This is a genomic window from Massilia aquatica (assembly GCF_011682045.1).
GTDB classification, from domain to species: Bacteria; Pseudomonadota; Gammaproteobacteria; order Burkholderiales; family Burkholderiaceae_D; genus Telluria_A; species Telluria_A aquatica.
In genome coordinates this window covers 18,669-45,143 of record NZ_VVIW01000013.1, presented here as the reverse complement: position 1 = coordinate 45,143, position 26,475 = coordinate 18,669, and the positions used below count along the sequence as shown (strand labels likewise).

Below are 26,475 nucleotides of genomic sequence, written 5' to 3'. Positions count from 1 at the left end.
CCTCAATCATGAACAAGACAAACTTGCTGGCGGTATCCGCTTTGGCCCTGCTGTCCGCTTGCGGAGGCGGCGGCGACAGTACGCCGGTGCCGACGCCCGCACCGGTCCCGACCCCGGTCCCGACCCCGGTTCCTACGCCGGTCCCGACCCCGGTACCCACCCCGACGCCGACCCCGACGCCGACCCCGACCCCGACCCCGACCCCGACCCCGACCCCGACCCCGACGCCGACGCCAACGCCAACGCCAACGCAGCCGTCATTGGCGCAAGCGCAGGGTTTCTGGAGCGCCAGCGCGGGCGATGGCAGCGTGGTCAGCGCCACCATCTTGCCTGACGGCCAGGCATGGGTGGTGTATGAACGCGACGGCGCCGTCAGCGCGGTGGCCCAGGCCAGCCTGGTCCGCAGCGGCACGGCGTACAGCGGCAGCGGCCAGTACTTCCCCTTGTCGGGCGCGAGTGCGCAAGCGTTCACGCTCAGCGGCAGCCTGCCGGGCAGCGCCGCCGATGGCTTGCCAGTGAGCATACGCATCGGAACGGCGGCGCCCGGCCCGTTGGCCTGGACCTACAACAAGGCCTACGACACGCCCACCGTGCAAGCCAGCCTGGCGGGCCGCTGGATCGGCAAGCTCGGCGCCAATGTACTGAGCTGGGACGTCGATGGCGCGGGGCGCCTGAGCGGCACCAGCACCACGGGTTGCCTGTATGGCGGAAGCCTGACCGTTCACCCGGGCGCGGCGGCGGTGCTGGACGCGGCGATCACGGAGACCTGCGCCGGTGTCGTGCAGACCCTGACCGGGGTGGCGCGCCTGGGCGCCGGCCAGGCGGGATTGTCGCTGGTCTATCTTGGCGCGCCGGCGCAGCGCGCCGGGGCAGTGCTGTTGAGCCGGCAGTAAGCGTCGCCCCACTCAGGCATGGGGCGGCTGCAGCGCGTGTACCCGCACCGACCACAGCACGCCGGCAACCAGCAGCACGATCGCCGCCGCTTCCAGCATGCGCGGCAGGCGCTGCTGGTAGATGAAGCCGTACAGCAGCGCAAACAGCGTTTCGAACAGGATCAGCTGGCCGGCCAGGGTGACCGGCACGCGCCGGCTGGCGATATTCCACAGGTGATTGCCGATCACCGAGGCGCCCAGCGCCAGCAGGGTGTTGGCGATCCAGAACATTGTCCAGTTGCGCCCGCTTGCCGCAGCGGCCGCGCCGGTGACCTCGCCATGCCAGACCGCAAACGCCAGCGTCCCGACCAGCAGTGCGATGAGGCCGCTGGCCATGCCATACAGGGCCGACCATTCGGCGCTGCTGAAATGCGCATTGCGCTTGAGGAAACGCGTATTGTCGAGCGCGTACCAGCTCCAGCACAGCAGCGCACCGAAGGCGCACAGCACGCCCAGCAGGGTGGCGCCGGGAGCGGCCCCGCTGGCGCGTGCATGCAGGAACACATCGAGATTGATGCAGGCGATGCCGGCGCCCACCACCAGCAGCGGCAGCGCCAGTTGCGACAGGGGAATGGCGCCATGGTCTTTGCGCCCGAGCAGGGTGACGGTGATCGGCAGCAGGCCGATGATGAGCGAGGTCGGCGCCACCCCGGCCAGCTTGACGCCCAGCGCCAGCAGCATGTAGTACACGATATTGCCGGCCAGCGCATGGCGCACCAGCGCGCCGCAGTCGCTGCGGTCGAGCCGCCCCAGGAGGCCGCGCAGGCGCGGCAGCATCAGCCCGGTGGCAATCGCCCCGTAGGCGATGTAGCGGCCCACGGCCAGCTCGACCGGCGAAAACGCCGGCAACAGTTCCGGCACGATGAACACCATGCCCCACATCGCGCCGGCCAGCAGGCCGCACAGTACGCCAGTCCACATCGGATATATTCCTGTCATGCATTTAATTGCCAAGTCTGCTAGTGTGGCACGAAGCGTTGCGCGCTGCATCGGGGCGGGTAAACGCCAGTGTGTACTTACATCAGGAGATTGGATGGAAAAGGTCGCGTTTGCGCTCGATGTTGTCGATGGATGGCCACCTGTGGCAACCGAGCATGTATGGTGTGAAAAGACCGATGCCGGCTACCGTTTGAAAAGCAGTCCCTTCTTTATCAAGGGCCTGGCGGTCGGCGACTGGTTTTCCGCCGAACCGGATGCCGTCAACGGCTGCGTGTTCGACTTCACTGTGATGGAATCGTCAGGGCATTCGCTGGTCTGGATCAGCGATCACGCCGGACCCGATTTGGGACAATACGAGCATGAGCTGCTGGATCTGGACCTCGGCATTGAACATCTTCCTCAGTTCAAGCACTATGCAGTCGATGTGCCGGCGTCGGCCGACCCGGAGGCAGTCAATGAGTTAATGGACAGGCTGGAAAGCCTGGGTTTTGCGATGGCTTTTCCTGCATGGCGTCATTGACGGATGGATATGTATATCGCTGAAAACCGGCTTGTCAGCAACATCCGCACGCGATTTCCGGAGGGGGCGGCACTGACCGGAAAATGGCTCGCCGAACGCAACTGGGACCCTGCAGAATATGATGACTATCCCCATACGTGGGTAGAGGCCTTTGCGGGCAGGATTACCGAGGCGATCAAGCGAAAAGACAGCGCGGCAATCCGGGCGCAGACCGGTTTCCTGGCCGATCAGTATCGGGCTAATCCGGATGCGCTCCTCTCCATCGTGGATGTATCGTATGCCGAAAATATCATGTGGGATGCCAGCGATGAGGAAAAAGCGTGGGCGTGGGAATTCATCGCAGCCGATATCCAGCAGTTTTATCTGCAGATGTGGCGCAAGCCCACGGCGTTAGCGAGTCGGTGAAGGTTTTACAGGCAGTTTCACGACAGGTTCCGGCAAACCGTTCATGTGCGACCGAGCTTAGAACAGCTCGTCCAGCAGCAAATGGAATTGCAGCTTGCGTTGATCGGGAACCGCAAGGCCGTATTGCAAAAACATCCTTTCCTGCAGCGCCTCCCCAAATTCACCGAGACTGTTCCACAGAATGGCAAGATCCTGGTAGCAATCGGCGACTCCGGCGCGCCCGACATCGATGCATCCGACTACCGCGCCGTCGTGGATCATCAAATTGTCGAGCGAGAAGTCGCCATGGGTGACGACCGGGTCGGGCACGAGCGGCAGATGGCGCTGTAGCGCTTCCCACACTTGTTCGGCGGTCCAGCCTTCGCGCTCGTCATCGAAATCATCGACATCGACGGCGCCCGCGTCGATGCGCTGCCGTGCCAGCCGAAGCCTGACAGTGTGATCGGCGTTGAATGGACATGCACTCACCGGAATGGCGTGCAGGCGCCGCAGGAATGCCGCCAATGCGTCGACGACGGCAGGGCCGGGTTCGGGCTGCGATTCCAGCATGTGGCGCGCCGTCACGCCGTTCATTGCGCTCATCAGCAGCCAGGCCCGATCTGGCGTGCGCACGAATTGCACAACTTCCGGCACCGGAATATACCGGACCAGCCACAGCATTCTCGTCATTTCATCGGTAATCTGGTCTGCAACCGCATCGTTTCCGTGCTTGAGAAACAGATCGGGGCAATCCTTCTTGCCGTGCAGCCGGTAGACGCCGGCGCCGGACTCGCCGCTGGCCTCGCGCTCCCACGTGTAGCCCGCCAGCGCGGCGGCCATGCTGGCGGGGAGGGGCGCTGCCACGCAGCCTGGTCGGTGTTCGGATGGTCTCATCTGATCAGCTTTGTTGTCGCTCGGAGGGCGCACCAGTTGCATTCTTCACTGCCCAGCTTGCTTAATTGCCCAGGCAGCCATTTTAACGGAATCCGGGCAGCGCCTGGGCCAGGCAAGCGCGCTTTGTACCTGGCCGCATCCTGCTTAAGCGAGCATCGCCACCTGCTTCATCGCCTCGGCCAGGGTCCGGGCCGGATCGGCAGGCAGGCCGCTTGCCCGCCATGCGATGAGCGCGTCCGGGCGCACCAGCACAGCCCCGTCCGCACCGACGCCGAAGCGATGCTCGAAGCTGGCGTCCGCCGGGAAAACGATATCCACGCCGACCTGCAAGGCGCGCAGCGGCCATGCCGGCCCGGTCCGCGCGCGTGCGGCGTCGATCCAGCCGCGCGCCCGCGCCAGCAGGACGAAGCCGTCGGTGGCCAAATCCAGCGTGGACAGCGTGCTTCCCCCGCCCTCGACCCACACATGGGGGATGCGGGTTCCCGGCTGGCCGGCCCATTGATCGGGATGTGCCGCCGGCGGCAGTCCGGCCGCGGCGCCGGGGATGGCGGCGGAGCGCTGCAACTGGCCCAGCTCCATCGCTTCATTGCCGAACAGCGCTACGTGCTCCAGCGTCCCCTTGGCCCAGTGGGCATAGTCGGGCCGCGCGAACGTCTGCTGGTGGCGCAGCCAGGCGATTGGGCGGCGTTCTTCATCGTAGGTGTCGAGCAGCAGGGGCGACGAGCGTGCCTGCACGACCATGGCCAGCTTCCACGCCAGGTTGGCGGCGTCGTCGATCCCGGTATTGGCGCCGAAACCGCCACGGGTGGGCGGCAGCTGGTGGGCGGCGTCGCCGGCCAGGAACACGCGCCCTCGCGAAAATCGATCGGCGATGCGGCCGGCAAGCTCCCAGCACCCGGTGGCCAGCACCTCGACCGCCAGGTCCTGGCCGAGCGCGCGCCGCACCAGCGCCACCAGGTCGTCGCCGACGGGCTGCGTCTGGTCGAACATCAAGGCCCAGCGGCCGTCGCCGTAGGTGGTCAGGAAGCACTTGAATCCGGGCTGCTCGATGTCGAACTGCGTGATGCCGCGCGCCAGGTACGGTTCGGCGCCGGGGCAGCGGAACAGGATGCTGCGCAGCGTGCGCAGGTGGCCGATGCCCTGGCGTTCGATGCCCAGCGCAGTACGCACCGGGCTGGCCGCGCCGTCGGCGCCGATCAGGTAAGCGGCGCGCAGCGTGACCAGCGCGCCGCTGTCGCGTACCCGTACCTGTGCCGTCACGCCTTGGTCATCCTGCTGGAAAGAGAGCAGTTCGTGTCCCAGCCTGAGGTCGGCGCCTTGCTGCGTGGCTGCGCTGCGCAAAATCGGTTCCAGGCTGTCCTGGGCGATGGCCGCGCCGCCGCAGGGAGACGCGCTGGCGCGCCGCTCCTGCGTTTCGCCAGGCGTCCATTCGGTCTCCTGGCGCCAGGCGCCGGTCAGCGAATCGGCCCGCACGCGGCGCAGGCGGGCCTGGGGCGGCACTTGCGCAATGCGCTCGCCGATGCCGGCCGCGCGGTAGTGCTCCATGGTGCGTTCGGTGAAGCCCATCGCACGCGGATGTGGCGCGCTGTCGTGGTGTTTTTCGATGACGATGGTGGCGACGCCGCGGCGCGCCAGGAACAAGGCGGCCGATAGTCCGACCAGGCTGCCGCCGATGATCAGGACGGCGCTGTCGTGGGAGAGGGAATGGTTTTGCATGGTACGTCCTTGTGGTGAGCTGCCGCAGGCACGGCGAAGGACAGGGCGTATTCCGGACGGAGGAGAACAGCCGGGTCGAGACGGCGCCGTCACGGAAAAACGGCGCAGGTCCGCCTTCCGTCGCGGTCCGCGGCCCCCATGGGCTGGATTGTTTGCCCGCCACGGGTGCGGCAGGCTGACCGGGGCTCACCACACCGGTCTACCATTTTCGACAGAGCGAGCTTAGATCAAAAACCGCTCAGGCGCAAGCCGGTGCAAGTCCGGCGGTCCCAGGCTCGCCCGCAGGCGGGCAACGCCTGCCGTTTTCGCCGAACACGTGGATGCGCGAGAGCGGTGCGCCAAGCAGCAGATACTGGCCCACGTCCCAATTGGCGTCCGGGTCGGCGCGCACCACCACCTGCTCGGCGCTGCCGGCGACCGTGGCGTACAGATACGTGCCTTCGCCCAGCCGTTCGACCGCGAACACGGTCGCCGGAATGCCGTCGGTAACATGCGGCGCAATGTGCTCCGGGCGCATGCCCAGGGTAACGCGCGCGCCCGGCGCCATGCTCTCGGCCACGCACACCATCAGCTGGGTGCCGCCGGCCAGCGCCACCACCGCCTGCCCGGCGTTCCACTGGCGGATCTCGCCGCGTAAAAAATTCATCGGCGGCGCGCCCAAAAAGCCGGCCACGAACAGGTTGTCGGGCCGGTGGTACAGCGCCATTGGCGCGCCCACCTGTTCCACCCGCCCGGCGCGCAGCACCACGATGCGGTCGGCCAGGGTCATTGCCTCGACCTGGTCGTGAGTGACGTAGATCATGGTGGTGGCCAGGGTGCGGTGCAGCCTGGCCAGCTCGATGCGCATCTGCACCCGCAGCGAGGCGTCCAGGTTCGACAGCGGTTCGTCGAACAGGAACACGGCCGGCTGGCGCACGATGGCGCGTCCGATCGCCACGCGCTGGCGCTGGCCGCCCGACAGTTCCTTGGGCCGGCGCTCGAGCAGCGCTTCGATCTGCAAGGTCTGCGCGGCCTTGTGCACCGCCACGTCGATCTGCGACTTGCGCTTGCCCGCCAGTTTCAGGGCGAACGCCATGTTTTCGTACACGCTCATGTGCGGGTACAGCGCGTAGCTCTGGAACACCATGGCCAGCCCGCGCTGCGCCGGCGGCACGTCGTTCACGCGCGCGCCGTCGATCAGGATGTCGCCGCCGTCAATGTCTTCCAGCCCGCAGATGGCGCGCAGCAGGGTCGACTTGCCGCAGCCGGACGGGCCCACGAAGACCACGAACTCGCCATCGCCGATATCGAGATCGATCCCGTGCAGCACCGCCTGCGCGCCATACGACTTGCGTATGCCTGTGAGCCTGACCGCCGCCATCTCAGGCTGCGCGCAGCACGACGACCACGCGGTGTGCGGCGCCGTCGGCCTTCATCGGGATCATGGCCGCGCCGTCCACGATCGGCGCTTCCTGGCCGTCGAGCGAGGCGGCCACCACCAGCGAACCGTCACCGATGGCGTCGTTGATCACTTCAATGTGGTAGCTGGTGGCGCCGTCCGGCAGGCGGTAGCGAATGCCAAAGCGCGGCCACGCGGCCGGCACCACCGGCTTCATGCGGATCGCGGCGCCGCCTTCGAGCGTAAAACCGAGCACCGATTCGAGCGCGACCCGGAAAGCCCAGCCGGCCGAACCGGTGTACCAGGTCCAGCCGCCGCGCCCCACGTGCGGATCGGCGCCGTAGATATCGGCCGCGATCACGTAGGGCTCGACCTGGTAGCGCGCCACCGCTTCCGGTGTGAGCGCATGGCTGATGGGACTGAGCATTTCGAGCAGCTGCGCGGCGCGTTCGTTGCGGCCGGCTTCGGCCACGGCGCGCACCGCCCAGCAGGCCGCGTGCGTGTACTGGCCACCGTTTTCGCGCACGCCGGCCACGTAACCCTTGATGTAGCCAGGGTCCTGCGCGGTGTGGACGAAAGGCGGCGTGAGCAGCCGGATCAAACCATCGGCATCCGACACCAGCCGTTGTTCCATGGCGTCGAGCGCCATCTGCGCGCGCTCAAGCGGCGCCGCGCCGGAGATCACCGACCAGGCCTGGGCCAGCGCGTCGATCTGGCATTCGTCGCTCTCGCTCGAGCCCATCACCGCGCCGTTATCGTAAAAAGCGCGCCGGTACCACTGGCCATCCCAGCCTTGGTCATTGAGCGCCACCGCCAGCTGCTCGAGGTAGGCGCTGTAGGCGGCGATGCGCGCACTGTCGCCGCGCCGCTCGCATACCGGCAAGAAGTCCTTGATGATGCGGAACAGGAAAAAGCCCATCCACACGCTCTCGCCGCGGCCTTCGCGTCCGACCCGGCTCATGCCGTCGTTCCAGTCGCCGGTGCCCATCAGCGGCAGGCCGTGCGCGCCTTTCGTCAGCGAGCGGTCCAGCGCGCGGCAGCAATGCTCGTACACGTCGGCGCTGGTGCCGGCCGCTTCGGGGTGCAGGAAGACTTCGTCTTCGCCGTCTTCCAGCTGCGGCGCGCTCAGGAAACCTTCGACTTCATCGAGCACGCTCCAGTCGCCGGTGGACTTGAGGTAGAACGCGGTGATGTAGGGGAGCCACAGCAGGTCGTCGGAAAAGCGCGTGCGCAGCCCTTTTTCGAGCGGGGCCGGGTGCCACCAGTGCAGCACGTCGCCTTCGGTGAACTGGTGCGCCGCGTGCAGGCAGATCTGCTTGCGCGTCATTTCGGGCAGGGTGTAGATCAGGGCACTGGCGTCCTGCAACTGGTCGCGGTAGCCGATCGCGCCGCCCGACTGGTAAAAGGCCGAGCGGCCCCAGATGCGGCAGCTCAGGTTCTGGTAGGCCAGCCAGCCGTTGACCATCAGGTCGATCGCTGGCACCGGGGTGTCGATTTCGATGGCGCCGACGGTGTCGCGCCAGAACTGGCGTACCTCGGCCAGGGCTTGCTCGACCGCCGCGCCGGCGCGATAGCGCCGCACCAGCGCCTGCGCATCGTCGGCGCAGGTGGTTTCGCCCAGCAGCACGGCGAATTCGACCTCTTCGCCGGGGGCGATGGTCAGGCGCGCCTGGAACGCGGCGCATGGATCGAGCCCGGGGCCGGTGCGCCCGTCCAGGCGCGCTTCGCCCAGCGCCGCCGGGCGCGCGGTGGTGCCCTGGGTGCCGATGAAGGCGGCGCGGTCGGCGCTGTGGAAGCTGGCGCTGGCCGGCGGCGCGATCAGCGCGCAAAAGGTGACGCCGTCGGCGAACGGGCCGGCCATGCGGTTGGTGGCCAGCAGCACGCCGCTGTCCCAGGTGGTGCAGATGTGCCGTCCGCTGTCGGCCGGCGTGCTGCCCAGCACCAGCTGCTGGTACGAGAACAGCGAGATGGTGCGGCTGCGCGCGTCGGTATTGCGCAGGCGGATGCGCACGATCTTGAGCGGGTCGTGGCGCGGCACGAATACCGTGCATTCCTGCTCCAGGCCATAGCTGGCATGGCGGAAAGTGGTGTAGCCGAAGCCGTGCACCGCCTCATAGTTGCTTGCCGCCGGTGCGGGACCGGGCATGGGCGACCACCAGCTGCCGTCGTCTTCGTCGCGCAGATACAGCGCTTCGCCGTGCGGATCGCGCACCGGGTCGTTGAACCAGGGCGTGAGCCGGTGTTCGCGGCTGTTGCGGCTCCAGGTGTACCCGGCGCCGGTTTCGCTCACCAGCACCCCCACCTGTTCGTTGGCGATCACATTGGTCCAGGGCAGGGGCGGGCGCGACAGGCCTTCGGCGCCGTCCCAGGCCAGGCGGATCACATATTCCTTGCCGTCGCTCGAGAAGCCGCCGTCGCCGTTAAAGAACTGCAGCGGCGCCGGTTCGGCGTCGTCCTGTGGATGCTTGCGGTGCGGTGGGCGCGGCGGGCGCAGGATGCTGGCGCGCGGCGCGAACAGCGGCAGCTCGCCCTTGACCACCATGCGCGCCTGCGCGGCCACGCGTTCCAGGTCGGCGCTGTCGACGTGCATGGGGTCGAGCAGGGTTACCGGGCCTGGCAACGCGGGCCAGTCGGCTTGCGCGCCGACCAGCACCAGGTGCAGCGGCAGGGCCAGCGCATCCCAGTAGCGCGCCGCGTCGAGCAAGGCTTGCGCCTGCGGGTCGCGCGGACCGATGGCGGTGACCACGCACAGCACGCGGTCCTTGGGCAGGCCGAGCGAATCGGGCAGGCTGTCGGTGGACAGGGGCGCGTCGCCCGGGCCGCGCAGGGCGCTTTCGCCATACAGGATGGCGGCGGCCAGCGCTTCGGCATAGGCGCCTTGTTCGGCATCGAGCGCCAGCGCCGTGAGGAGGGCAGCGCGCCGTTCGCCCGCCATGCGCGCGGCCAGTTCCGGCGCCGGCGCGCCCGCCAGCAGGGCCAGTGCGGCATCGCGCCCGGGCGCCGCGCCGAGCGTAAAGACGATGACGGCATTCGCGTCCGGTTCCAGCGTCACGTTGCGGCGCAGGCTGAACGACGGATCGAGCACGTTGCCGGCGCTGCCCGAGAGCGGCGTGCTTGAGGCCAGCGCGGCTGGCGCGGCCAGGCTGCGGCCACGCCCGATGAAGCGTTTGCGGTCGGTCTCGATGCCGCCATCCTCGCCGCCGGCGGCGGCGTGCACCAGCCAGATGCAGACGTCGTCGGCGCCGCGCGGACGGCGCCGCGCCAGCAGCGCGCCGGCCTCGGGAACCGACTCGGTCTGCACGAACAGTTTCGAGAACGCCGGGTGCGAGGCTTCGGCGGCGCGCTTGTTGAGCACCACTTCCAGGTAGCTCGTCACTTCGATGCGGCGCGCCCGCGCGCTGGTGTTGCGCAAGGTCAGGGTGCGCAGTTCGACGTCGGACTCGGTCGCGACGACGATGTCGAGCCGCGCTTCGATGCCGAGGTGGCGGCAGGTCAGCCACGCGCCGCCATCGTCGCCGCCGAACCCATAGCGGGCGCCGGCGACCGCGCAGGGCTGTGCGCCGACCGACCAGGATTCGCCGCTGTCGATATCGCGCAGGTAGATAAAGTAGCCGTCGCCGTCTTCCACCGGGTCGCCCTGCCAGCGCGTCAGCGCGTGCTCGCCCAGGTCCGTGGCGCCGGTGCCGGCGGCCGTGACGAGCACCCGCAGATGGCCGTTGGAGAGGAAGCGGGCGCCGGCGGCGGGACTGAATGGAATCGGAGTCATGGGCAGGGTACGGTGGTTGGCAATGGAGACGGCGCAATGTAAGCGGTTACATCCTGATAAATTTTACATGACATCTTTGTTAAAAAAGTAAAATTTCGACCAGAAGTCGTGCTTTTTTTGGTGAAAAATTTACAAAAAAACCACGCTGTGCTGAGCTCGATTGCGGTACATTAGAAAAAATGTAATCGGTTACCGGGGTTTATGCGGGAGGGGTGAAAGCGTGGTGTTTTTATGGCGGTAACGATCAAGGATGTGGCGCGCGCGGCCAATGTGTCGGTCGCCTCGGTGTCGCGCGCGTTGAATGGCAGCGACACCGTCACCGACGAGACGCGCCAGCTGGTGTTGGCTGCCGCGCGCAGTTTGCGCTACATTCCGCACAGCGGCGCGCGCAGCCTGTCGACCAGCCGCACCGAAACCATCGGCGTGGTGCTGCCCGACCTGCATGGCGAGTTCTTTTCGGAGCTCATTCGCGGGATCGACATGGCGGCGCACCGGCGCGGCCTGCACCTGCTGGTATCGAGTTCGCACGGCGACGCCGGCGAAGCTGCGCGGGCCATGCGCGCCATGAGCGGCCGGGTCGATGGCCTGATCGTGATGTCGCCGCATGTCGATGCCGGTTTTTTGGCCGACAACCTGCCCGACAGCCTGCCCATCGTGCTTGTCAATACGCGCGCCACCGGCCACGATTGTTCGGCCCTGGCGGTCGACAACCACGGCGGCGCGGCCGACATGGTGCAGCACCTGGTCGAGATGGGGCACCGCAGCATCGTCATGATCGCCGGCCCGGCCGACAACTTCGACGCCGAAGAACGCCTGCGCGGCTTTCGCGAGACCATCGCGCGCTTGCTGCCAGGGGCGCCGCGCTTCGAGCCGGAAGTGCTGCGCGGCGACTTCGGCGAGGAATCGGGCTACCGCGCCGGCCAGCAGCTGCGCGCCTTGAAACGCCTGCCGGACGCGGTGTTCGCCGCCAACGACATGATGGCGATCGGCTGCCTGTTCGCGCTGGGCGAGGGCGGCCTGGTGGTCCCGCGCGACATCGCGCTGGCCGGCTTCGACGATGTGCCGACGGCGCGCTTCGTCACGCCGCCCTTGACCACCGTGCGCGTACGGATCACCGAAATGGGCAGTCGCGCGCTCGAATGCCTGGCCTTTGAGATTGAAAACCCGCAGGGGACAAAAAAAACCGTGCAGGTGGTGCAAACCGAACTGGTGGTGCGGCGCTCGTGCGGCGCGCATGCGCAGGGCATGACGGAAAACGACATTCTGAAATAACGACAACTATAAACAACGGGAGAAATGCATGAAGATGAAAACGGGCGTGCGCGAACTGCGCCGGGCATTGGTGGGACTGTCGACGGTAGCCATGCTGGCCGCCGCGCCGGCGCATGCGCAGTTAAGCAGCGCCACCATCAAGGGACAAATCACGCAGAGCGGCGCGCCCGCGGCGCCGGCCACGCCGGTCGTCGCCAGCAATACGGCCACCGGCTACAAGTACCGCACCAGCACCGGCGCCGACGGCAGCTACGTGCTCACCGGCCTGCCGCCGGGCGAGTATGCGATCAAGGTCGGCGGCCAGAGCACCGAAAAGGTCACGCTGTCGATCGGCCAGACCGCCTCGCTCGACCTGTCGCTGGGCGCGGCCAACCCGGCCAACCCGGCCAACATGGCGCAGGTGGTGATCCTGGGTTCGGCCCAGCGCCGCAACGTCAAGACGTCCGAGGTGGGCACCAGCGTCTCGCGCGCGCAGATCGAGAGCCTGCCGCAGGTCTCGCGCAACTTCCTCGCCTTTGCCGACCTGGCGCCGGGCGTGCGCTTCGACGTTGAGGCCAAGACCGGCTACGGCACCTTGCAGGGCGGGGCGCAGAACCAGGATAACGTGAACGTCTTCATCGACGGCGTCGGCCAGAAAAACTATATCCTGCGCGGCGGCATGTCCGGCCTGGACTCTTCGCGCGGCAACCCGTTCCCGCAGTCGGCGGTGGCCGAGTACAAGGTGGTTTCGCAAAACTACAAGGCCGAATTCGACCAGGTCAGTTCGACCGCGATCACGGCGATCACCAAGTCGGGCACCAACCAGTTGCATGGCGATGTGTTTTTCGACCGCACCGGCGCCAACCTGACCGCCCACGATCCGTTCCAGAAGAAGAACAAGGCCGACGGCGTCGAGCGCCCGCGCTACTCGCAGAAGCAGTACGGGGCCACGCTCGGGGGGCCGATCAAGGAAGACGTGATGCATTACTTCATCGCGTACGAAGGCAAGCGGATCGACACGCCGCGCCAGGTGGTGGCCCAGCGCCAGGACTTGCTGCCCAACGCCGGCATCGTGCCGTCCCTGCTGGCGCAGGCCGGATCGGCCACCGCCAAGTTCAAGGAAGACCTGGTGCTCGGCAAGCTCACCACGCGCATCGGCGAAGACCACCTGATCGAACTGACCACGCGCGTGCGGCGCGAGAACGACCTGGTGCCGGAAGACTTCAAGCTGTCGGTGCCGGGCAACGAGAAAGACCGCAAGAACGACGAAACGCGGATCGACCTGAAACACGAATTTTCACGCGGCGACTTCCTCAACGAAGCGCGCATCGGCTACGAAAAATTCCATTGGAATCCGAGCGCGCTGCTGTCGACGCCTTACGTAAAGTATGTGGTCTCGCCGAGCAACGAGACCAAGAACGTGGTTGATGTATTGTTTACCGGCGGCTCGCCGGATGCCCAGGACCGCATGCAGAAAGGCCTCTCGTTCAGCGAGAGCCTGACCTGGACCGGTCTTGACGGCCACACGATCAAGGGCGGGGTCAAGGTCAAGAAGGTCGACTTCAAGCTGTACGGCACCTCGAACGCCATCGATATCCGGCGCGAGATGATCGACAACGTGACCGGCATTCCACAGGTCTTCGAAATTTCGCGCGCGCTGGCGCCGACCGGCGTGAGCTACACCGACCGCCAGTACGGCGTGTACCTGCAGGACGACTGGAAGCTGACCAAGCAGCTCGAACTGAACCTCGGCCTGCGCTGGGATTACGAGACGAATATGCTCAACGACAGCTACGTTACCCCAAGCGACCGCGCCGGCCTGTTCGGCAAGCAGGACCCGCGTTCCGGTGCGCCTGTGGGCCAGACCTACGCGCAGTCGCTGGCCAAGGGCGGCGTGACGATCGGGAACTACATCAGCACCGGCTCGAACCGCAAGTCGTTCAAGGATGCGTGGCAGCCGCGCGTCGGGCTCTCGTACGACCTTTTCGGCGACAGCAATACGGTCTTTTTCGCCGGTGCCGGGCGCGCCTACGACCGCACCATCGCCAACGTGGCGCTGGACGAACTGCAAAAGAACTCGCAGGCCGGCGGCGAGATCTGGCTGGTCCGCAGTGAACACAAGCTGCCGTACACCGACCAGTTCAGCGTCGGCGTGCGCCAGGCGCTGGGCGCATGGAATACCGAAGCCGGGGCGACCGTCTCGCGCAGCCGCAACCAGTTCAACTGGTTCGGCGGTAACCGCGACGTCAACGGCGGCTGGGGCAATGCCAGCCCGATCGACCCGATGTTCAGCTCCGTGCCCGGCTACGGCACCCTGATCCTGGGCGACTTCATCTCGCAGGCAAAAACCTCGTCCGCCTACCTGAAAGGCGACAAGCCATTTTCCACCGCGTCGGGCTGGGGCCTGGCCGCGACCTACACCTACTCCGAAGGCGAGACCACGAACAAGGAGTGGAACAACGACATGTTCAACTGGACCTTCGGCCGTTACGCCCACTCGTGGAATCCGTCGACCACGGTCGAACGCCATCGCCTGGTGGTGGCGGGCCTGAGCGACCGTCTGCTGCCGTTCGGGATCATGTTCTCGTCCAAAGTGACGCTTGGCAGCGGCCTGCCGTACCGGATCACCGACTGCTCCGCGGGCTTTGAGGCCTGCGTGTCGCGCAAGGGCGATGGCGGCTCGTTCCGCACCGTCGACATGGCCATGGCCAAGGATCTCGGTGTCGGTTTCGGCAAGGTGTCGGTACGCTTCGACGTGCTCAACGTCTTCAACACGGTTAATTACGCCGCCTACGATGCCTGGGGCGGCGGGCCGACCAAAAACAATCCCAACTACCTTGGCGGCGACAACGTCAAGCTGGGAGTTCCGGGCGCCGTGACGGGTCCGATGCGAACGGTTAAACTCACCGCGCGCTATGCATTTTAAATAAGGGAAGTCGATGAGAAAACGCTTGATGCCGATGGCCGCGCTGGTTGGCGCCATCGCGACGATGCCGCTGGCCCATGCCGCGCCTGCGGTTCCAGGGCCGGCGGCGGCGCTGCTGGACGACCTGTCCGAACGCACCTTCCGCTTTTTCTGGGAGACTGCCAATCCGGCCAATGGGCTGGTGCCCGACCGTTATCCGTCGCCGTCGTTCTCGAGCATCGCGGCGGTCGGCTTCGGCCTGACCGCCTACCCGATCGGCATCGAGCGTGGCTACATCACGCGTGCGCAGGCGCGCGAACGGGTGCTGACCACCCTGCGTTTCTTCCGCAATGCCCCGCAAGGCAAGGCGGCGCAGGGCATGAGCGGCTACAAGGGTTTTTTCTATCACTTCCTGGACATGAAAACCGGCGCGCGCAGTTCCAACTCGGAGCTCTCGACGGTGGACACGGCCCTCTTGATCGCCGGCGTGCTGCACATGCAGTCGTATTTCGACGGCGCCGACGAACAGGAGGTCGAAATCCGCCGCCTGGCCGATGAACTGTATCGGCGCGTCGACTGGCAATGGGCGCAGGCGCGCCCGCCGGCCATCGTGCTTGGGTGGCATCCCGAAACCGGCATGCTGCCCTACGACTGGCGCGGCTATAACGAAGCGATGCTGGTGTACGTGCTGGCGCTGGCCTCGCCCACGCACCCGGTCGACCCCAAGGCCTGGGACGAGTGGACCAGCACCTACGACAAGACCTGGGGCACGTTGTGGGGCCAGGAACACCTGGCGTTCGCCCCGCACTTCGGGCACCAGTATTCGCACGTGTGGATCGATTTTCGCGGCATCCAGGATGCCTACATGCGCAAGCGCGGCATCGACTATTTTGAAAACAGCCGGCGCGCCACTTACGCGCAGCAGGCCTACGCCATTGCCAATCCGCTCGGCTGCAAGGGCTATGGCGCCAATCTGTGGGGGGTGACGGCCAGCGACGGCCCGGCCGACGCCACCATCACCGACGGCGGCAAGCGGCGCAAGTTCCGCAGCTACGCCGGGCGCGGCATGGGCAAGCAGCACTACGACGACTGCACCATTGCCCCGACCGGCGCGGCGGCCTCGATCGCCTTCGCGCCGGAGATCGCCATTCCCGCGATCACCGATATGCACGCGCGCTACGGCAAGCAGATCTACGGTAAATACGGCTTCCTCGACGCCTTCAATCCGACTTTCGACTTCGGCATCAAGCTGGCCAACGGGCGCCGCGTGCCGGGCTTCGGCTGGATCGACACCGACTACCTGGGCATCGACCAGGGCCCGATCCTGGCGATGATTGCGAACCACCGCGACGAATCGGTGTGGCGCGTCATGCGCGGCAATCCGGTGATCCGCACCGGCTTGCGCAAAGCCGGCTTTTCTGGCGGCTGGCTCGAGACCGAGGCCAGGCCATGAATTTGCGGCGGCGCCACTGGGTCGCCGGTTCGGCGCTGGCACTGCTGCTGGCCGGCTGCGAGCGGCGCAGCGGCGGCCCGGTGGAACTGCGCCTGTGGGCCATGGGGCGCGAGGGCGAAGTGGTCAAGGAACTGCTGGCCGACTTTGAGAGAATCAACCCCGGCATCCGCATCAAGGTGCAGCAGCTGCCGTGGCTGTCGGCCCAGGAAAAACTGCTGACCGCTTTTGCCGGCGATGTCACGCCCGACCTGTGCCAGCTCGGGAATACCTGGATACCGCAGTTCGCGGCGCTGGGCGCGATCGAGCCGCTGGGCGAGCGCGTCGACCGCGCCGACGGCGTCATGAGCGCCGACTATTTTCCCGGCATCTGGGCCTCGAACCAGATCGACGCCCAGTTGTTCGGGGTGCCCTGGTATGTCGACACGCGCCTGATTTACTATCGCAAGGACCTGCTGCGGGACGCCGGCTTTGCCAGGCCGCCCGCCAGCTGGGCCGAATGGCTTGATGCCATGCGCGCCGTAAAACAACGCAGCCCGCAAAACTATGGCGTGCTGCTGCCGCTGAACGAATACGAACAACTGCTGTCGCTGGCGTTGCAGCAGGACGCGCCGCTGTTGCGCGAAGGAGGGCGCTTCGGCGACTTCCGCCATGCCGATTTTCGCGCCACCTTGCAGTTTTATCTCGACATCTTCAAAACCGGCCTGGCGCCGCGCCTCTCGGCCACGGCGATTTCGAACGTGTGGGATGAATTTGCCAAGGGCTTTTTTGCCTTCTACATCTCCGGGCCATGGAATATCGGCGAATTCAAGCGCCGCCTGCCGCCCGACAAACAGCACACCTGGATGACGGCGCCCCTGCCCGGACCGCGCGGCCCCGGCGCTTCGGTGGCCGGCGGCGCCAGCCTGGTCGTGTTCAAGGCGTCGCAGCATAAAGAAGAAGCGTGGAAGGTAATCGAATACCTGTCGCAGCCGGATGTGCAGCGGCGCTTTTACCAGATGACCGGCAACCTGCCGCCGCGCCGCAGCGCGTGGGCCGACCCGGCGTTGCAGGGCGATCCGTATTCGGCGGCCTTTCGCGAGCAGCTCGAGCGCGCCAAGTCGCCGCCCAAGGTGCCTGAATGGGAGCGCATCGGCACCGAGATGCGCATCGTGACCGAGGCGCTGGTGGCGGGCCGCATGACGCTCGAGCAAGCCGTGACGGAGCTCGACGCGCGCACCGACCGCATCCTGGAAAAACGCCGCTGGATGCTCGACCAGCGGGGCAGGGCATGAAGAGCGGCCGCGCCGCATGGTGGATGGTGGGCCCGCCGCTGCTGGTGATCGGCGTGTTTTTCTTCGTGCCGGTATTCGCCGCGCTGGCGATGAGCATGACCGACTTCGACCTGTACGCGCTGGCGGACCTGAAGAACCTGCGCTTCGTTGGCCTGGCCAATTATGCGGAACTGCTGCAAACACCGCTGTTCTGGAAGGCGCTGGGCAACACGCTGTTCTTCGTGGTGGTCGGAGTGCCGCTCTCGATTGCCGCCTCGCTCGGCGCGGCGCTGCTGCTCAACTCCCAGCTGGCGTGGTTCAAGCCGCTGTTTCGTACCGCTTTCTTCGCGCCGGTGGTCACCTCGATGGTGGCGGTGGCCGTCATCTGGCGCTACCTGTACCACTCGCGCTATGGCTTCATCAACTACGGGCTCGATCTGGTGGGGATCGCGCCGGTGGACTGGCTGGGCGACCCGCGTTTTGCGATGCCCTCGATTATCCTGTTCGCGGTCTGGAAGAACTTCGGCTACAACATGATCATCTTCCTGGCCGGCCTGCAAAGCATCCCGGCCGATCTGTACGAGGCGGCCGAACTCGATGGCGCGCGCAGCATGGCTATGCTGCGCCACATCACTTTGCCGGCGCTGGCGCCGACCATGTTCATGGTCAGCATCCTCACCATGGCCGGCTACTTCCAGCTGTTCGCCGAACCATACATGATGACCGAAGGCGGGCCGCTGCAAAGCACCGTCAGCGTGTTGTACTTCATGTACGAGCAGGGCTTCAAATGGTGGAACCTGGGTAGCGCGACGGCGGTCGCCTTCATCCTGTTCCTGCTCATGTTCGGCGTGACCATGCTGCAGATGCGCGTGGCCGGCCGCGGGCTGGAAGAATGAGCGCGCACGGCGCCATGCCCCGGCGCGTGTGGATCAATGCGGTGCTGGTGCTGTGCGCACTGCTGGCGATGTTTCCACTGCTGTGGATGACGTCAGTCTCCTTCATGGCGCATGGCGAAGCGAGCCACTTCCCGCCGCCGCTGCTGCCGCGCCAGGCCACGCTGGCCAATTACCTGGAGCTGTTTGCGCAGGCCGGCGTCAAGCGCTATTTTTTGAATAGCCTGGTGCTGGCCCTGGCCGCCACCCTGCTGTCGCTGGTATTTAACGTGGGCGCGGGCTACGCGTTCGCCAAGCTGCGTTTCGCGGGGCGCGACCGCATTTTCAAGCTGCTGCTGGGGGCTTTGGTCATTCCCGGGCAGGTGGCGATGCTGCCGCTGTTCTTGATCATGAAGCAGATGGGGCTTGTGAACACCTACGTGGGGGTGCTGGTGCCGGCGGCGGCCAGCATCTTCGGGATTTTTTTGGTGCGCCAGTATGCGCTGACCATTCCCGACGCGCTGCTCGAAGCGGCGCGGCTCGACGGCGCCAGCGAGTTCCGCATCTTCCGCTCGATCGTGCTGCCGCTGCTGGCGCCGATTTTGGTGACGCTGGCGATCTTCAGCTTCCTGGGCAGCTGGAACGACTTCATGTGGCCGCTGATCGTCCTCACCGACAAGGACCTCTACACCTTGCCGGTGGCGCTGGCGTCGCTCTCGCGCGAGCATGTGCAGGATAACGAGATGATGATGGCCGGATCGGTGCTCACCATCCTGCCGGTGCTGCTGCTGTTCCTGGTCTTGCAGCGCTATTATATCCAGGGCTTGCTGGTGGGGAGCGTGAAGGGATGATGAAAGCATGGCCGCTGTTGCTGTGCACGATGCTCAGCGCGCAGGCGCAGGAACGCATCCTGGACGACTTCGAGCAGCCGCTCGCGTGGAAGGCAGTGGTGTCGGACGGCGTCACCGCCAGCGCGTCGGGCGCGCCGGGCGTGCAGGGGCAGGGCATGCGCTTCGACTTCGACTTCGGCAGCGCCGCCGGCTATGCCAGCGCAAAGCGCGTGCTGCCGCTCGACTTCGACGGCGACTTTGCCATCTCGTTCTGGCTGCGCGCCGACGCCCCGCTCAACAACTTCGAAATGAAACTGGTCGACGCCAGCGGCGACAACGTCTGGTGGGTCAACCGGCCCAACTTCGCCATCTCGCGCGAGTGGCAAAAGGTGACGTTTAAAAAACGCCACATCGATTTTGCCTGGGGGCCGGCCAGCGACCGCACGCTGCGCCGCACCGAACAGATGGAACTGGTGGTCAGCGCCGGGCGTGACGGCGGGCGTGGGTCGGTCTGGATCGACGACCTGCGCATGCGCGCCATTGCGCCGTCCGGGCCACCACCCGAGCCGGTCGTCGCCACCACGCCGGGCGCGGTGACGGTCGATTATGGCGTGCCGCGCGAATTCGGCGGCCTGGTGCTGCACTGGGCGGACGGGCTGCACGCCGCCCGCTACGAGGTCGCATTCTCGAACGATGGCAGCACCTGGCGCACGGTGCGCAAGGTGGTCGACGGCAGCGGCGGCGCCGATCCGCTGCTGCTGGGCGAGTCCGAGGCACGCTACGTGCGCGTGGCGCTACCCGGCGCGCCGGCGCAGCCATACCGGCTCGATCGCATCGAACTGAAAGACCTGGCGTACGGCGCATCGGCCAACAGCTTCTTCCAGGCCCTGGCAACGGAGGCGCCGCGCGGCCATTACCCGCGCGGCATGTCGGGGCAGCAGAATTACTGGACCGTGCTTGGGGTGGACGGTGGCCGCGAAACGGGGCTGATCTCGGAAGACGGCGCGATTGAAGCGGCGCGCGCCGGATTCACGATCGAACCGTTCGTGATTGACGGGGGCAAGCTGGTTACCTGGGCCGATGTATCGACCTCGCACGCGCTGCAGGACGGCTATCTGCCGATACCGTCGGTGACCTGGACGGCGCCGCGCTGGCAGCTGCGCACGAGCGCCTTCGCGCAGGGTACAGCGGCCACTTCGCAGCTGATTGCGCGCTACGACCTGGCCAACACGTCGGATGCGGCATTGACCGTGCGGCTGGTACTGGCGCTGCGGCCCTTGCAAGTCAATCCACCGATGCAGTTCTTGAATACGCCACCTGGCGTGAGCCCGATCCGCACGCTCGCCTGGAACGGCGACAGTTTCGCGGTCGATGGCGCCACCCGCGTGTGGAGTTTGGCCGCTCCCGATCACGCCGGCGTGTCGTCGTTCGACCATACCGCCATTCCGGCGCGCCTCGCCGGCGACGGCTGGAGTGCGCTGCGGCGGGTGGAGGACGAAGCCGGCTTCGCCTCCGGCGCGCTGGCGTACGACGTCACGCTGGCGCCGGGCGCGACGGCGGTGTTCGGCCTGGCGCTGCCGTTGAACGGCCCGGCGCAGGCGCCGCAGCTGGCCGGCGCCAGTCCCGCGCAATGGCTCACCAGGATGCAGGACGACGTCGCCAGCGGCTGGCGCGCGCGCCTCAATCGCGTGTTGTTCACCGTTCCGCCCTCGGCGCAGCCGCTGGTGGACACCCTGCGTTCGTCGCTGGCGCACATCTTGATGACGCGCGACGGCGCGGCGCTGATGCCCGGCACGCGCTCGTATGCACGCTCGTGGATCCGCGATGGCGCCATGATGTCGGAAGCGATGCTGCGGCTGGGCGACCACACCGACGCACGCGACTACGTGAACTGGTATGCGCCGCACCAGTTCGCGAACGGTAAGATCCCCTGCTGCGTGGACCGGCGCGGCGCCGACCCGGTGCCGGAGAACGACAGCCAGGGCGAGTTCATTTTCCTGGTGGCGCAAGTGTGGCGCTACACGCACGAGCGCGAACTGGTGACGCGCCTCTGGCCGCGCGTAAAGGCGGCGGCGGCCTACATGGAGCGGCAGCGCCAGTCGCAACGGACGGCGGCCAATCTCGTGCCCGGGCGGCGCATGCTGTATGGCCTGCTGCCGGCGTCGATCAGCCACGAAGGCTATTCGGCCAAGCCGATGCACGCGAACTGGGACAATTTCTGGGGCCTGCGCGGCTATCGCGACGCCGCCATGCTGGCCAGGGTGGTGAGCGAGCCGGCGCACGCCGCTGCCCTGACCGCGCAGGCCGACCAGTTCGAGCGCGAGCTGCTGGCATCCCTGCGCCTGACCGCCAGCACGCACCGCATCGGCTACCTTGCGGGCGCGGCGGAACTGGGGGACTTCGATCCCACCTCCAGCACCATCGCGCTCTCGCCGGGCGGGCTGCAACAGCGCCTGCCGCAAGACCTGCTGCACGGGACGTTCGAACGTTACTGGCTTGATGCGGCGGCGCGGCGCGACGGGCGGCGCGAGTGGAACGACTACACGCCGTACGAACTGCGCAACGTGGCCGCGTTCGTGCGGCTCGGATGGCGCGAACGCGCGCACGAACTGCTCGATTTTTTCATGCGCGACCGCCGGCCCGCCGCCTGGAACCAGTGGGCCGAGGTGGTGGGGCGCGACGCGCGCGCGCCGCGCTTTGTGGGCGACATGCCGCACGGCTGGATTGCGTCGGACTTCATCCGCTCCACGCTCGACCTGTTTGCCTACGAGCGAGAGTCCGACCAGTCGCTGATCGTCGCCGATGGCATTCCGGCTGCCTGGCTCGCTGGCGCGGGCGTCGCTGTGCAGTCTTTGCCGACCGGGTACGGCTGGCTCGATTACACCATCCGCTCCGACGCGCGCGGCATCACCATGGGGATTGGAGGTAAGATCAAGCGGCCGCCTGGCGGTGTGCGCCTGCGCGCGCACGATGCCCGCTGGAGCGGCGCGCGCACCACCATGAACGGCAAGGCCGCGCTCTGGCGCGGCGGCGAACTGCGTATCGGCACGCTGCCGGCCACCATTTTCATCGCACTCGATCACACCAAGGGAAAACCATGACCAACACAATTAACTTTCCCAAAAATTTTCTGTGGGGGGCGTCGACATCGGCCTACCAGATCGAAGGCTCGCCGCTGGCCGATGGCGCGGGACCGAGCATCTGGCAGCGCTTCGCTCACTCGCCCGGCAATATCCGCGATGGTGACACCGGCGACGTGGCCTGCGACCATTACCGCCGCTCTGCGCAAGACGTGGCGCTGATGCGCGAGATCGGCCTGCAAGCCTACCGTTTCAGCATATCGTGGAGCCGCGTCATGCCGTCCGGGCGCGGCGCGGTCAACCCGGTCGGCATCGGCTTCTACGACGAACTGGTGGATCGCCTGCTGGCGCAGGGCATCAAGCCGATGGTCACCTTGTTCCACTGGGATTTGCCGGAGGCGCTGGACAACCAGGGCGGCTGGCTCAATCGCGATATCGCCGGCTGGTTTGCCGATTACGCGCGCGTGATGTTCGACCGGCTCGACGACAGGGTCACCTCGTGGGCCACGCTCAACGAGCCGTGGGTGGTGTCCGACGGCGGTTACCTCAATGGCACGCTGGCGCCGGGTCACCACAACCGCTTCGAGGCGCCCATCGCCGCGCACAACCTGCTGCGCGCCCATGGCGCTGCCGTCAAGATGTACCGCGAGGTGGGCAAGCACGAGATCGGGCTGGTGGTGAACCTGGAACCGAAGTACCCGGCCAGCGACAGCGCGGCCGACCAGGAAGCGGCCGCGCGCGGGCACGCCTACATGAACGGCCAGTTCCTCGATCCGGTGTTTTTCGGGCGCTATCCCGAGAAGATGAAGGACGTGTACGGCGACGCCTGGCCCGACTGGCCGGCGGAAGACTTCGAATTGATCCGCCAGCCGCTCGACTTCATCGGCGTCAATTACTACACCCGCAGCGTCACGCGCGACGAGGCCACCGCCTTGCCGGTGCGGGCGGTGGCGCTGCGCCAGCCGCTGGCCACCTACACGGAGACCGGCTGGGAAGTGTATGCCAAGGGTCTGAGCGACACGCTTGAATGGGTAGCCGCGCGCTATGGCAATCCGCCGCTGTACATCACCGAGAACGGCGCCGCCTTTTTCGATCCGCCGGTGGCCGAAGGAGGGCGCGTGCACGATCCGCTGCGGATCGACTACTACCAGAAGCACCTGCGCGCCATCCACGAGGTGATCGGCAAGGGCGTGGACGTGCGCGGTTACTGCGCCTGGTCGCTGCTGGACAACCTGGAATGGGCGCATGGCTTTTCCAAGCGCTTCGGCATCGTGCACGTGAACTTTGCGACCCAGGAGCGCACGCTCAAGGACAGCGCGTATTTTTACCGCGAAGTGATCGCCACCAATGGCGCGGTGCTCGACGGCGTGCCGGCGCGGCCGTCGGCGTGGACTGGCGCGGCCATGTGGACCGAGTGAGACCTTACTCGGGCAGGATCAGGTACTCTTTCTGGCAGAAAGAGTATGGCTGATTGAATTCCGGGTAAAAGATCAGGTGCTTGCCGTCGGCCCAGATGCGGTACGAGGTGGTTTTCAGATAAAAGTCGCAGCGTTCGTCATCGATTTTCAGGACCGCTTTGCTGTCGTCGATCAGGGTCGCGGCCGTTTCCTCGCCGAGGCGGATCAATTCCTTGTTTGTCCTCATGGCGGTCAAGATTTTCGCGTTTGGCAGCAGTTGCTTGAACAAGTCCGGCGAGGTCACCAGGGCGCCGCTCTTGAGCGCGAACACGCGCGCTTCCTTTTCCTCGTCGGGCGAGCCGGCGCACACAGTCGACTTGGCAAATACCACACTGAGGTAAGCGTCCGACACGACGGCCTTGTCGAAAGCCAATGTGAACCCCCACGGACGGCCCTGGACGGCGGCTGTGCCGCACTGCCTGGCCTCGCGGACAAAGCTGGCCGCCGCCGCTGTCAAGACCGCATTGGCCTTGCCGACGGCTTGTGGGTTCATGCCGGGAACCGCCTCGAGCGTCACGGTTTGAATCGACACGTTGGTGGACGGCTTGCCGTCACTGACCTTATAGCGCACCGGCGCGGCAATGGGCGAGAGCCCGTGCGCCTGCGTCGCCGACAGCGTGAGTGCCAACCATGCTGCTGAAACGTACACGTACATACGAAAATCCTCCTGATCCGATTGGTGCATTTTGGACGCCTGTCGACGCCATTTCAAGAGCTGGGGTCGCTACTTGCCATTGACTGGCTAACCGGGAGTTACATTCGGTGTTGTATTTATGCTGCATTGCAAGAAATAATGAAGCAGTTTAGGTAATGCTTTTACGTAACTATAATTCATCTATAACAGCGTTCATTTTGCACGTGGTGTTTCCATGCGGCATGCATAGGAAATCCGGGGAGATAGGAAAATCGCCTTGAAATTGCAATTAAACAATTTCTAAAATGCACGTTCATCTGCTAAACTGCTCGACTCGTTACGATTTGTGCAATGAATCAGGCCATGTAGATGGGCTGTCACCTGCCCGCCATGCTGCTTACTCATACCCCAACATCACTCTGTTTCCTGCCCCGCCGACTCAAGCTGGGTTCCTTCGTGCATGCCGCACTGCTGCTCATGTCGGCTGCGGCCGCGTCGGCGCAGCAGATCGCAACGCCGGGCGGATTCACCCTCAATCCGCTCGAGGTGGCGCAGGAGGGCATCCGTCGGCAAGAGGAGCGCACCCGCGAACAGCAGCAGCAATTGCAAACCAAGGCCGTCCTGTTGCAACTGGCGCAGATAAGCACAGACCTCAGTAAATTGCCGGTCGAGACACCTTGCTTTTTGATTAAGAGCATTACTGTCGGTCATAAACAAAAGTTTGACGCAATGACGTCCACCGTCGCGCCCTTCCTCGGCCAGTGCGTCGGGGTGCAGGGCGTGCGCCAGATTGCCGCCGTGCTCGACGCCCGATTGATTGCGCTTGGATATGTCACCACCCGCGTCAGCTTGCCGCAACAGAACCTGAGCGAGGGCAAGCTGGTATTCGCGCTGCACATCGGCCGCGTGGCCGGCGTGAAGATGGTGCGGGCGGGCGTGCCCGGCGACGTGGCCGACACCGCCTGGGGCACCTGGACCAATGCATTTCCACTGGCGGCGGGCGATGTGCTCAATATCCGCGACCTGGAGCAGGGTGTCGAGCAGATGAAGCGCTTGCCGAGCCAGTCGGTCACGACCCGCATCGAGCCCGGTATGGAGGCCGACACCAGCGTGGTGCTGGTCGAGCGCAATGCGGCATCCTTGCTCGAGCGTACGCGCGGCTCCCTTACCCTGGACAACTCCGGCTCGGAAGCGCTCGGGCGCGCCCAGTTGTCCGGTTCGCTGTCGCTCGATAACGCCGCCGGCCTGAACGACATCCTCAGCCTGAGCAGCAACATCAACGCCCAGCAGCCGCGGCGTGACCATCGCAGCTACAGCCTGTCGGCCAATTACAGCATTCCCTGGGACTATCACAGCTTTTCCGTCTCGCACAGCAGCAGCCGCTTCGCCCAGTTCGTGCAGGGCACGACCGCGCGCTTCCTCTCGAGCGGCAGCAGCAGCACGGCCGAAGCCAGGTGGAGCTATCTGGCGTGGCGCAGCGCCTCGGCCAAGGCCGGCATGTACGCGGCCCTCTCGACCCGGCGCGCGCGCAGTTTTCTGGACGACGTGGAACTTGTCGTGCAGCGCCGCCGCACCACCAGCGCCCAGGGAGGCGTGACCCTCAAGCAATACCTCGGCCAGGGCGTGCTCGACCTCGACCTGGGCTACCGCATGGGCGTCGGCCTGGGCCGCGCGGAAGACGATTATCCGAGCGCGGCCGAGGGCGGCTTGACCCTGCGCCCGCGCATCGTCAGCTTCAACGCTTCCTTCAGTCAGCCGTTCAAGGTAGCCGCGCACGCGCTGCAGTACAGCGCCAGCCTGCGCCTGCAAAAAACCGGCGACATGACCTTGTCGGCCGACCAGATCAGCATCGGCGGGCGCTACAGCGTGCGCGGCTTCGACGGCGACAGCGTGCTGTTGGCCGAAAGCGGCGCGATCCTGCGCAATGACTTGTCGACCGGCTTGCCCTCGATCGCCGGCATTGACAGCAGCGCCTTCGTGGCGCTCGACGTCGGCAAGGTTTCGGGGCCAAGCGCCGCCGGGCTGGTCGGCGACACCCTGACCGGCTTCGCTGCCGGCGTGCGCGGCAGATGGAAGGGGCTGGTCTTCGAGGCCAGCCTGGCCATCCCGGTCAGTAAACCGGAGCGCTTCAAGACGCGCGCCGTCACCCCATCGGTATCGATCACGTATGCGCGCTGAGCGCCACCGCAGTTATTCAGCAGTACCCCCTTTGCA

At 66.1% G+C, this 26,475-nt stretch carries 19 protein-coding genes; 12 read left to right on the top strand and 7 right to left on the bottom strand.

All coding sequences use genetic code 11. The annotated features are described in order from the left end of the window. The first annotated feature begins 8 nt into the window (after positions 1-8). The gene (locus F1609_RS34230; protein ID WP_196785466.1) at positions 9-893 is read left to right on the top strand and encodes a hypothetical protein; all 885 of its coding nucleotides are present in this window, start codon (positions 9-11) and stop codon (positions 891-893) included. A gap of 12 nt (positions 894-905) precedes the next feature. Here F1609_RS34230 and F1609_RS20485 read toward each other — a convergent pair whose 3' ends face one another. After that, positions 906-1,853 (bottom strand): DMT family transporter, encoded by a 948-nt coding sequence (locus F1609_RS20485; RefSeq protein WP_167078516.1) that lies wholly within the window; start codon positions 1,851-1,853, stop codon positions 906-908. A 112-nt stretch (positions 1,854-1,965) separates the two neighbouring features. On the opposite strand from F1609_RS20485, the gene F1609_RS20480 reads away from it, so the two are divergent. Together F1609_RS20480 and F1609_RS20475 are read left to right on the top strand one after the other, a co-directional pair. Further along, entirely contained in the window at positions 1,966-2,391 is a 426-nt protein-coding gene (locus F1609_RS20480; RefSeq protein WP_167078515.1) for a DUF4265 domain-containing protein, read from the top strand. A 9-nt stretch (positions 2,392-2,400) separates the two neighbouring features. Beyond that, a complete protein-coding gene (locus F1609_RS20475) occupies positions 2,401-2,796 on the top strand; it encodes a DUF7674 family protein (protein ID WP_167078514.1) in 396 nt (131 codons plus the stop codon). A gap of 57 nt (positions 2,797-2,853) precedes the next feature. Here F1609_RS20475 and F1609_RS20470 read toward each other — a convergent pair whose 3' ends face one another. The 4 genes from F1609_RS20470 to F1609_RS20455 form a co-directional block, all read right to left on the bottom strand. Then, the gene (locus F1609_RS20470; protein WP_167078513.1) at positions 2,854-3,669 is read right to left on the bottom strand and encodes an APH(3')-I family aminoglycoside O-phosphotransferase; all 816 of its coding nucleotides are present in this window, start codon (positions 3,667-3,669) and stop codon (positions 2,854-2,856) included. Between the two features lie 144 nt (positions 3,670-3,813). Then, entirely contained in the window at positions 3,814-5,385 is a 1,572-nt protein-coding gene (locus F1609_RS20465) for an FAD-dependent monooxygenase (RefSeq protein ID WP_167078512.1), read from the bottom strand. A gap of 238 nt (positions 5,386-5,623) precedes the next feature. Beyond that, positions 5,624-6,745, bottom strand: a complete 1,122-nt coding sequence (locus F1609_RS20460; RefSeq protein WP_167078511.1) for an ABC transporter ATP-binding protein — start codon at positions 6,743-6,745, stop codon at positions 5,624-5,626. Between the two features lies 1 nt (position 6,746). Further along, the gene (locus F1609_RS20455; protein WP_167078510.1) at positions 6,747-10,529 is read right to left on the bottom strand and encodes a GH36-type glycosyl hydrolase domain-containing protein; all 3,783 of its coding nucleotides are present in this window, start codon (positions 10,527-10,529) and stop codon (positions 6,747-6,749) included. Between the two features lie 231 nt (positions 10,530-10,760). On the opposite strand from F1609_RS20455, the gene F1609_RS20450 reads away from it, so the two are divergent. From F1609_RS20450 to F1609_RS20415, 8 genes are read left to right on the top strand one after another with little or no spacing between them, the layout of a single operon-like run. Then, complete coding sequence (locus F1609_RS20450; RefSeq protein ID WP_167078509.1) at positions 10,761-11,801, top strand: LacI family DNA-binding transcriptional regulator; 1,041 nt, start codon at positions 10,761-10,763, stop codon at positions 11,799-11,801. Between the two features lie 28 nt (positions 11,802-11,829). After that, positions 11,830-14,706: a TonB-dependent receptor gene (locus F1609_RS20445; protein WP_167078508.1), complete on the top strand. Its 2,877-nt coding sequence runs from the start codon at positions 11,830-11,832 to the stop codon at positions 14,704-14,706. A 13-nt stretch (positions 14,707-14,719) separates the two neighbouring features. Beyond that, positions 14,720-16,138, top strand: a complete 1,419-nt coding sequence (locus F1609_RS20440) for a glucoamylase family protein (protein WP_167078507.1) — start codon at positions 14,720-14,722, stop codon at positions 16,136-16,138. After that, positions 16,135-17,409 (top strand): sugar ABC transporter substrate-binding protein, encoded by a 1,275-nt coding sequence (locus F1609_RS20435; protein WP_167078506.1) that lies wholly within the window; start codon positions 16,135-16,137, stop codon positions 17,407-17,409. Before F1609_RS20440 ends, F1609_RS20435 begins: the two co-directional genes overlap by 4 nt. Next, complete coding sequence (locus tag F1609_RS20430; RefSeq protein WP_167078505.1) at positions 17,406-18,284, top strand: carbohydrate ABC transporter permease; 879 nt, start codon at positions 17,406-17,408, stop codon at positions 18,282-18,284. The genes F1609_RS20435 and F1609_RS20430 overlap by 4 nt, the downstream gene beginning before the upstream one ends. Then, a complete protein-coding gene (locus tag F1609_RS20425; RefSeq protein WP_167078504.1) occupies positions 18,281-19,111 on the top strand; it encodes a carbohydrate ABC transporter permease in 831 nt (276 codons plus the stop codon). The genes F1609_RS20430 and F1609_RS20425 overlap by 4 nt, the downstream gene beginning before the upstream one ends. Beyond that, positions 19,108-22,191 (top strand): discoidin domain-containing protein, encoded by a 3,084-nt coding sequence (locus tag F1609_RS20420; protein WP_167078503.1) that lies wholly within the window; start codon positions 19,108-19,110, stop codon positions 22,189-22,191. The genes F1609_RS20425 and F1609_RS20420 overlap by 4 nt, the downstream gene beginning before the upstream one ends. Next, positions 22,188-23,588, top strand: a complete 1,401-nt coding sequence (locus F1609_RS20415) for a GH1 family beta-glucosidase (RefSeq protein ID WP_167078502.1) — start codon at positions 22,188-22,190, stop codon at positions 23,586-23,588. Before F1609_RS20420 ends, F1609_RS20415 begins: the two co-directional genes overlap by 4 nt. 4 nt (positions 23,589-23,592) lie before the next feature. Here the strand turns inward: F1609_RS20415 and F1609_RS20410 are convergent, their stop codons facing one another. Continuing rightward, positions 23,593-24,312, bottom strand: a complete 720-nt coding sequence (locus F1609_RS20410; protein ID WP_167078501.1) for a hypothetical protein — start codon at positions 24,310-24,312, stop codon at positions 23,593-23,595. 363 nt (positions 24,313-24,675) lie between these two features. Continuing rightward, the gene (locus tag F1609_RS34690) at positions 24,676-24,972 is read right to left on the bottom strand and encodes a hypothetical protein (RefSeq protein ID WP_229421966.1); all 297 of its coding nucleotides are present in this window, start codon (positions 24,970-24,972) and stop codon (positions 24,676-24,678) included. Between the two features lie 18 nt (positions 24,973-24,990). Here F1609_RS34690 and F1609_RS20405 point away from each other — a divergent pair, with 18 nt between their 5' ends. Beyond that, the gene (locus F1609_RS20405; protein WP_229421965.1) at positions 24,991-26,439 is read left to right on the top strand and encodes a ShlB/FhaC/HecB family hemolysin secretion/activation protein; all 1,449 of its coding nucleotides are present in this window, start codon (positions 24,991-24,993) and stop codon (positions 26,437-26,439) included. Positions 26,440-26,475 lie beyond the last annotated feature (36 nt).

Coding starts and splice junctions, on each gene's coding strand:
- F1609_RS34230 (WP_196785466.1), top strand. CDS start 9: ATGAACAAGACAAACTTGCTGGCGGTATCCGCTTTGGCCCTGCTGTCC.
- F1609_RS20485 (WP_167078516.1), bottom strand. CDS start 1,853: ATGTGGACTGGCGTACTGTGCGGCCTGCTGGCCGGCGCGATGTGGGGC.
- F1609_RS20480 (WP_167078515.1), top strand. CDS start 1,966: ATGGAAAAGGTCGCGTTTGCGCTCGATGTTGTCGATGGATGGCCACCT.
- F1609_RS20475 (WP_167078514.1), top strand. CDS start 2,401: ATGTATATCGCTGAAAACCGGCTTGTCAGCAACATCCGCACGCGATTT.
- F1609_RS20470 (WP_167078513.1), bottom strand. CDS start 3,669: ATGAGACCATCCGAACACCGACCAGGCTGCGTGGCAGCGCCCCTCCCC.
- F1609_RS20465 (WP_167078512.1), bottom strand. CDS start 5,385: ATGCAAAACCATTCCCTCTCCCACGACAGCGCCGTCCTGATCATCGGC.
- F1609_RS20460 (WP_167078511.1), bottom strand. CDS start 6,745: ATGGCGGCGGTCAGGCTCACAGGCATACGCAAGTCGTATGGCGCGCAG.
- F1609_RS20455 (WP_167078510.1), bottom strand. CDS start 10,529: ATGACTCCGATTCCATTCAGTCCCGCCGCCGGCGCCCGCTTCCTCTCC.
- F1609_RS20450 (WP_167078509.1), top strand. CDS start 10,761: ATGGCGGTAACGATCAAGGATGTGGCGCGCGCGGCCAATGTGTCGGTC.
- F1609_RS20445 (WP_167078508.1), top strand. CDS start 11,830: ATGAAGATGAAAACGGGCGTGCGCGAACTGCGCCGGGCATTGGTGGGA.
- F1609_RS20440 (WP_167078507.1), top strand. CDS start 14,720: ATGAGAAAACGCTTGATGCCGATGGCCGCGCTGGTTGGCGCCATCGCG.
- F1609_RS20435 (WP_167078506.1), top strand. CDS start 16,135: ATGAATTTGCGGCGGCGCCACTGGGTCGCCGGTTCGGCGCTGGCACTG.
- F1609_RS20430 (WP_167078505.1), top strand. CDS start 17,406: ATGAAGAGCGGCCGCGCCGCATGGTGGATGGTGGGCCCGCCGCTGCTG.
- F1609_RS20425 (WP_167078504.1), top strand. CDS start 18,281: ATGAGCGCGCACGGCGCCATGCCCCGGCGCGTGTGGATCAATGCGGTG.
- F1609_RS20420 (WP_167078503.1), top strand. CDS start 19,108: ATGATGAAAGCATGGCCGCTGTTGCTGTGCACGATGCTCAGCGCGCAG.
- F1609_RS20415 (WP_167078502.1), top strand. CDS start 22,188: ATGACCAACACAATTAACTTTCCCAAAAATTTTCTGTGGGGGGCGTCG.
- F1609_RS20410 (WP_167078501.1), bottom strand. CDS start 24,312: ATGCACCAATCGGATCAGGAGGATTTTCGTATGTACGTGTACGTTTCA.
- F1609_RS34690 (WP_229421966.1), bottom strand. CDS start 24,972: ATGACCGACAGTAATGCTCTTAATCAAAAAGCAAGGTGTCTCGACCGG.
- F1609_RS20405 (WP_229421965.1), top strand. CDS start 24,991: ATGACGTCCACCGTCGCGCCCTTCCTCGGCCAGTGCGTCGGGGTGCAG.